Below are 3530 nucleotides of genomic sequence, written 5' to 3'. Positions count from 1 at the left end.
GAGGAGGCGGCTCGGTCGCCTCGTCGCCGTTGTCCGGCTGGTTCGCTGCTTTGTCTGCCATGTCACAATTCTAGTCGAAACTATCTTCGATAACTAGGGGTGTGGATAACTGTCACACGGCATGTGAGTGAACGCGACGGCTGCAGTGATGGAGATGGATGGAGGGATGGTTGGTCAGGCTCCCTGGGCCAAGACGGCAAGCATGATGGCGATGAAGTGGCACGTAAAGGCCACGACTGTGAAGGCGTGGAAGAGTTCGTGGAAGCCGAACCAGGTGGCCGAGAAGTTGGGTTTCTTGATGCCGTAGAACACAGCGCCTGCGATGTAGAAGGCGCCGCCGACGCAGATGAGGACGGCTGCGGGGGCATTCGCGGCGAAGAAGTCGGGGAGGTAGAACAGGGCTGCGAGGCCGAGCGCACAGTAGATCGGCACGTAGAGCCAGCGCGGTGCATTAGGCCAGATCACGCGGAAGGCAACGCCGGCGATGGCGCCGCACCAGATGAGCCAGAGCAATATCGTCCCTTTGGCTGGCTCGAGCAGGGCCCAGGCAAGGGGTGTGTAGGTCCCGGCGATGACCAGCATGATGTTGCTGTGGTCGAGCCGCCTGAGGATGAGTTTGGCTTTGGGCTGCCAATTTCCGCGGTGGTAGACGGCGCTGGTGCCGAAGAGCAGCAGGCCTGTCAGCGCGTAAATGGCGGAAGTGGCCTTCCCGGGTGCGGAGGGCGCGAGGGAGACCAGGACGATGCCAGCAATGAGGGCCAGCGGGGTGGCGCCAGCATGCAGCCACCCGCGGAATTTGGGCTTGATGCTGAGTGCATCGGCAAGGTTCTCGACCGCGGTTTCAATGGGGCCGTCAATGCCGTCCGGGCCGCCGGCCGGTTGGGAAGAGTGGGCTGCGCCGCGCGGATTCATGGGCCGATTCTACCGCCGCCGATCGAAGCAACTTACCAACGGGTAACGAGGCCGCGTGCGGGTGGGTGGGGGGGTGCTCACCAGCGGGTAACGAGGCTGCTTGCGGGTGGGTGCGGAGTCTGCTCACCAGCGGGTCACGAGGGCTGGGCGGGACTGCCAGTCGGAGTGCAGGGCTGGCCGGCGTCAGCGGCACGGGTCTGAGGCGATAGAATCTTCTCCGGTGTCCGCTGTCCGGCGGCGGCCGAAGGAAGCGGTAACAGAAAGGCGGGCGCGCGTTTGAGATTCCCCGCGGTTGTCTACCGCATGTACGAGCGCCGGCTGCAACGGTCCCTGGCCGATGACCGCATTCCCGGGCACATCGGCGTCGTTGTTGATGGAAACCGCCGGTGGGCGAAACTGGCCGGAAGCCCCACGAATGAAGGCCACCAGGCTGGCGCGGACAAGATCCTGGAGTTCCTCGGCTGGTGCGATGAGCTGGGCGTGAAAGTCGTCACGCTCTACATGCTCTCGACCGACAACATGAACCGCTCCACGGAGGAGCTGGACCAGCTGATGGGCATCATCGCCAACACGTTGGACCGGCTGGGCGAGGGCAAGAACGTCAGGGTGCGTCCGGTGGGCGCGCTGGAGACGCTGCCGGCTTACCTGTCCGGCAAGCTGCGGTCGCTGGCGGAGCAGACCGCGGCGGTTGAGGGCGTGCACGTGAACGTCGCGGTCGGCTACGGCGGGCGGCAGGAAATCGTGGACGCGGTGAAGGAGCTGCTCTACACCGCGGGCAAGGCCGGCCAGGATGTCGTTTCGGTGGCGGATTCGCTGGAGGTGGACGACATTTCGCGCTATCTCTACACCCGCGGGCTGCCTGATCCGGACCTGGTGATCCGCACGTCGGGGGAACAGCGGCTGTCGGGGTTCCTGATGTGGCAGAGCGCGTACAGCGAGTTCTACTTCTGCGAGGCGTTGTGGCCCGACTTCCGGCGGCTGGATTTCCTCCGGGCGCTGCGCGACTACGCCAGCCGCCAGCGCCGTTTCGGTTCCTGAAAGTACGACGCCGGGTGGCCGCGTCTGTGCCCGCGGCGGGTTTACGGGGAGTTCACCGAATCGTCCCGGCAGGGCTATTGTGCCCCCTAATTACAGGGGCGTAGTTTGGGGGTATCAGTCAGCAATCCCGCCGATTGATCGGGAGGTCGCCACGTGCAGATGCATTGGGGGAGGCCGGTTCCGGCCTGGTGGCCGTTCCGCGTCGCCCCAATCCGAACGATTCGGAGCAACAGCGCTCCGGACGGGAGTTAATGTGGCCACCGTTGAAAACATGAGTCAAGCTGCCAAGACCGGCCGCGCGGCAAAGGAACCCGCTGTTTCCACTGCTGCCGCCGGTCTTGTTGTTTCCGGCCTGCAGGCAGAGCAGCAACCGCCTGCAGCGGCGGCGCAGTCCGCTCTTCGGAGCGGCGAAGCAGCTGACAACCTGGAACAGCAGCCGGGGCTGTCCTTTGTGCTGGACACGTCCGTGCTGCTTTCCGATCCGCTGGCGCTGAAGCGGTTCGCCGAACATGAGGTGATCCTGCCGGTGGTAGTGATTACCGAGCTGGAGGGCAAGCGGCATGATCCCGAACTGGGCTATTTCGCGCGCAAGGCGCTGCGGCTCCTGGACGATCTGCGGGTTGAACACGGCGGCTTGAACAAGGCGATCCCACTTGGGGAAGAGGGCGGATCGCTGCGCGTGGAGCTGAACCACATTTCGCCCGAGGTGCTGCCGGCGGGATTCCGGGCAGGCGACAACGACAGCCGCATCCTGGCGGTGGCGAAGAACCTTGCGGACGAGGGCAAGAACGTCACCGTGGTCTCCAAGGACCTGCCGATGCGCGTGAAGGCCTCCGCGATGGGCCTCCAGGCGGATGAGTACCGCAATGAGCTGGTGAAGGACTCGGGCTGGACCGGCGTGGCGGAGCTGGAGGTGCTCGAGGACGAGGTCAACACCCTCTACAACCACGAGCCGGTCTTCATCCCGGCAGCTGCGGAGATGCCGGCCAATACCGGCCTGGTGCTGCTGTCCAACCGGGGCTCGGCGCTTGGCCGCGTGGGCGCGGACAAGCAGGTCCGCCTGGTCAAGGGGGACCGCGACGTGTTCGGGCTGCACGGCCGGTCGGCCGAGCAGCGGCTGGCGATCGATATGCTGATGGACCCGGAGGTCGGCATCGTCTCGCTCGGCGGCCGGGCCGGCACCGGCAAGTCCGCGCTGGCGCTGTGCGCCGGCCTGGAGGCCGTGCTGGAGCGGCGCGAGCACCGCAAGGTGGTGGTCTTCCGGCCGCTGTACGCCGTGGGCGGCCAGGAACTCGGCTACCTGCCGGGCTCCGAAGCCGAGAAGATGAATCCGTGGGCGCAGGCCGTGTTCGACACATTGGGCGCACTGGTCTCGTCCGAAGTCGTGGAGGAAGTGATGGACCGCGGCATGCTGGAGGTCCTGCCGCTGACCCACATCCGCGGCCGGTCGCTGCATGACGCGTACGTGATCGTGGACGAGGCGCAGTCGCTGGAGAAGAACGTGCTGCTGACCGTCATGAGCCGCATCGGGCAGAACTCGAAGATCGTGCTGACCCACGATGTTGCCCAGCGGGACAACC

The 3530-nt window shown here is 65.6% G+C and carries 3 protein-coding genes; 2 read left to right on the top strand and 1 reads right to left on the bottom strand.

The annotated features are described in order from the left end of the window. Positions 1–174: 174 nt before the first annotated feature. Positions 175–912: a PAQR family membrane homeostasis protein TrhA gene (trhA, locus tag D477_RS01175; protein ID WP_005266465.1), complete on the bottom strand. Its 738-nt coding sequence runs from the start codon at positions 910–912 to the stop codon at positions 175–177. A gap of 303 nt (positions 913–1215) precedes the next feature. Here trhA and D477_RS01170 point away from each other — a divergent pair, with 303 nt between their 5' ends. Beyond that, complete coding sequence (locus D477_RS01170; RefSeq protein WP_043845147.1) at positions 1216–1950, top strand: isoprenyl transferase; 735 nt, start codon at positions 1216–1218, stop codon at positions 1948–1950. Positions 1951–2221: 271 nt separating this feature from the next. Next, on the top strand, positions 2222–3530 hold a 1309-nt coding region (locus D477_RS01165), incomplete at its 3' end, for a PhoH family protein (RefSeq protein WP_052510645.1).

This window comes from Arthrobacter crystallopoietes BAB-32 (assembly GCF_000328305.2).
GTDB lineage: Bacteria > Actinomycetota > Actinomycetes > Actinomycetales > Micrococcaceae > Crystallibacter > Crystallibacter crystallopoietes_A.
Note: the sequence above shows the minus strand (reverse complement) of the source record. Positions and strands in the feature narration are given on the sequence as shown.

Bases quoted from the DNA above. Each gene is read 5' to 3' on its own strand.
- D477_RS01170 (WP_043845147.1), top strand. From the start codon at position 1,216: ATGTACGAGCGCCGGCTGCAACGGTCCCTGGCCGATGACCGCATTCCC.
- trhA (WP_005266465.1), bottom strand. From the start codon at position 912: ATGAATCCGCGCGGCGCAGCCCACTCTTCCCAACCGGCCGGCGGCCCG.